Here is a 3,468-nt window from a genome sequence, read left to right on the forward strand (position 1 = left end):
GCACATGAGTCGTCGACACCGGCAGTCCCAGCCGATCGGCCATGCCGATGGTCACCATCGCCACGAGTTCGGCCGCCGCACCCTGGCCGTAGGTCAGATGGCTCTTGCCGATCTTCTCGCCGACCGTGACGACGATGCGTTTCCAGCCGACCATGGTGCCGAGGCCGAGCGCCAGCGCGACGGCGACCTTCACCCAGATCGGGATGAACTTCGTCGCGTTGTCGACGGCCTTGTGATAGTCGGTGACCGCTTTCAGATCGGCCGCCTCCATCGGCAGCAGCTGCTTCTTGTCGATCAGCTTGAGCGCTTCGCCGATCAAATAGATGTCGTTGCGGGCGTTGCTGACCAGATCGGTCGGCACCGTCTCGACCGAGGCATAGGGCTGCAGGCCAGCCGTCGTGTTGTGGATGTAGGTCTGCAGCGCAACCGTCGTCTGGTCGCTCCATGTCCTGGTGCGCACGGCATCCTGGACGGCGGCCTTGGCATCGGCGACGGTGACGCCGGGCTTGGCATATTTGCCCAGCGCCGTTTCGACGCTGACCGAAGCAGACTTGTAGGCTTCGAGATAGTTGATGTCGGGGGTGCGGTTCAGCGCATACGCCGTCGGCACGACGCCGATCAGGATCAGCATGATCAGGCCCATGCCCTTCTGTCCGTCATTGGAGCCGTGCGCAAAGCTGACGCCGGTGCAGGTGAAGATGAGCAGGCCACGGATCCACCATGGCGGCGGCGTGTTGCCCTTCGGCGCCTCGTAGAGCGCCGGATTGCGCACCAGCAGCTTCATTACATAGAGCAGGATCGCCGCGGCGAAGAAGCCGATGATCGGCGACACCAGCAGGGTGACGCCGACATTGGTCGCCTGCGACCAGTCGACGCCGCTGGTGGCGCTGCCGGCGGGCGCCATGAACTGGTTGGCAAGGCCGACGCCGATGATCGAACCGACCATCGTGTGCGAGCTCGACGCCGGCAGTCCGAGGAACCAGGTGCCGAGATTCCACAGGATCGCCGCCACAAGCAGCGCGAACACCATGGCGAAGCCCGAGGACGAGCCGACCTGCAGGATCAGCTCGACCGGCAGCAGCGACAGGATGCCGAAGGCGACCGCGCCGCTGGAGGTGAGAACCCCGAGGAAATTGAAGGCGCCCGACCACATGACGGCGAATTCGGCCGGCATCGAGCGCGTGTAGATGACCGTCGCCACCGCATTGGCGGTGTCATGGAAGCCGTTGACGAACTCGAAGCCGAGCGCGATCAGCAAGGCGATGCCAAGCAGGATCCACGGCACGGTCTTGGCCACCGCAAGATCCTGGCTGAGCGCGTAGCCGACATAGGCGATGCCGACGAGCACCAGCACGCCGAAGGCCGGCAGGAACCACTTCGCGCTGCCCGATTGATCCAGCGGATGATCCGGTCTCGGAATGCCCGCCTCGCTAGAAACTATGTCCACCATGTCCCACTCCAGATGCATTGCAGCAAAGAACTGGGAAGACGCTATGTCCGCACGATGAACCCTGTGTGACGCCGGCGAACGCCGCGTTCACGAACAGGCCTGCCGAAAAGCGGGTGGGCGGCGCCTATTTGGCAATCTCGAGCAGCGACGATACCAACAACTGGCGCTCGTCTTTCGACAGGACATCCGAATCGAAGAGGTTCATGCTGCGCAATCCCTCGATGGCGAGATAGCAGATCAACAGCGATTTGAGATCCGGCGTCTCGCCCTTCAGCCGCTCGAAAAGCTGCCGCTTGAAGGTCTTTATCGGCATCATGAAATCGGGATCCTCGGCGATGGCCGAGAAGATCCAGGACGCCGACGGCTGCTTTTCCTCGCAATCATTGGCCGACAGCCTGATGTAGACGGCCAGGGGATTTTCGTCCTTGTCATTTGTGCTGGCGGCTTCCAGCGCGTGCTCGAACTCGCGCAGATAGCCTTCGACCAAACCTTGCATCAATTTGGCCTTGGTCGGGAAATTGTAGAGGAGCCCTCCCTTCGACACGCCGGCACGGCTGGCGACGGCATCCAGCGACAGGCTGCCTGGTCCGGATTCCCGGGCAACATCAGCCGCCGCGGCGAGAATCTTCTCGCGCGAATTCGGTCTTTGGGCTCTCATGGTGCCTCCCATCGCAAGCTTAGGCCCAATTGACAAGACCGTCCAGACGGTACAGGAAGACCGCCATTATTTGAAATCGGGACCCGCAGTCGGTATGTGTCCCGATATCCGCGCTTCGCGCCGGATTTCGACTGAGGGGACTTCCTTGTTCAAGCGCATACTCCGTATCTTTATCATTGTTCTGGTTCTGGCCCTGCTCGTCGTCGTGGTCGGCGGCATCGTCGGCTTCAACTTCCTGCGCGACAACGGCATCAAGCAGTACTTCGCATCGATGAAGCCGCCGGCGGCAACCGTTTCGACGACCATCGCCAAGCCTTCGGCCTGGACGCCAGGCGTCGAGGCGATCGGCACGGTCAAGGCGGTGCGCGGTGTCGACCTGACGGTCGAGACTACCGGTATCGTCAAGGACATCCTTTTCCATGCCAACCAGAAGGTGGCGGACAATGCGGTTCTGCTGCAACTCGATGACGCCGTCGAGCGCGCCGACCTCGATGCACAGAAGGCGCAGGCCGCGCTAGACCAGACCTCACTTGCCCGCGCCATCGAACTGACCAGGCGTGGCGTTGGCTCCGACTCGACGCTGGACACGGCGCGTGCGGCGGCCTCGGCCTCGGCATCCCAAGTCACCAAGCTGCAGGCCGTGCTCGACCAGAAGCAGCTGACGGCGCCTTTCGGCGGCACGGTGGGTATCCCGAAGATCGATGTCGGCCAGTATCTGGCGCCCGGCACCGCCGTGGTGACATTGCAGGACCTCGACACGATGCGGGTCGATTTCACGGTTCCCGAACAGCAACTCGCCTTGCTCAAGATCGGCCAGACGATTCGATTGGGCTTTGGCGGCGAGGACAGGCCATTCGCAGGCGCCATTCGTGGCATAGACCCGAAGATCGACTCGTCCAGCCGGCTGGTGAACATCCGGGCGGAAGTCGCCAATCCCGATGGCAAGCTGACCCCCGGCCAGTTCGTGCAGGTGCGTGTCGAGCTGCCCGAAGAGCAGAACGTGCTGACCCTGCCGCAGACGGCGCTGACGACAAGTCTCTATGGCGACTACATCTTCGTGGTGCAGCCAGCCAAGCCCGCCGAGACAGCGCCAGCTGCCAAGCCGGAGGAAAAACCCGCTGCGCCGGCAGCCGACAAATCGGCTGACGCCAAGCCTGCGGACACCAAGCCGGCCGATGCCATGAAGCCGGCGGCTGATGCAGCCAAGCCTGCCGCCGATGCGGCAAAGCCAACTGACAAGGCTGCCGATGGGGCCAAGCCGGCGGCGGAAGGTGACAAGCCCGCGCTCGTGCTGTCGCAGGTGTTCGTCAAGCCCGGCCGCCGCAATCAAGGCATGGTCGAGATCGTCGAGGGGCTGAAG

Annotated in this window: 3 protein-coding genes; 1 reads left to right on the forward strand and 2 read right to left on the reverse strand. The window is 63.1% G+C overall.

The genetic code is table 11. The features are described 5' to 3' along the window. On the reverse strand, positions 1-1,450 hold a 1,450-nt coding region (locus EN884_RS30085), incomplete at its 3' end, for an inorganic phosphate transporter (RefSeq protein WP_164895240.1). A gap of 124 nt (positions 1,451-1,574) precedes the next feature. Then, on the reverse strand, positions 1,575-2,108 hold the full coding sequence (locus EN884_RS30090) for a TetR/AcrR family transcriptional regulator (RefSeq protein ID WP_024503025.1): 534 nt from the start codon (positions 2,106-2,108) through the stop codon (positions 1,575-1,577). Between the two features lie 145 nt (positions 2,109-2,253). Between EN884_RS30090 and EN884_RS30095 the strand changes: the two genes are divergently transcribed. After that, on the forward strand, positions 2,254-3,468 hold a 1,215-nt coding region (locus tag EN884_RS30095; protein WP_128360918.1), incomplete at its 3' end, for an efflux RND transporter periplasmic adaptor subunit.

It is taken from the genome of Mesorhizobium sp. M7A.F.Ca.AU.001.01.1.1, assembly GCF_004022735.1.
Classification (GTDB): Bacteria; Pseudomonadota; Alphaproteobacteria; order Rhizobiales; family Rhizobiaceae; genus Mesorhizobium; species Mesorhizobium ciceri.

Excerpts from the sequence above, each read along its gene's own strand:
- EN884_RS30090 (WP_024503025.1), bottom strand. The coding sequence starts at position 2,108 with ATGAGAGCCCAAAGACCGAATTCGCGCGAGAAGATTCTCGCCGCGGCG.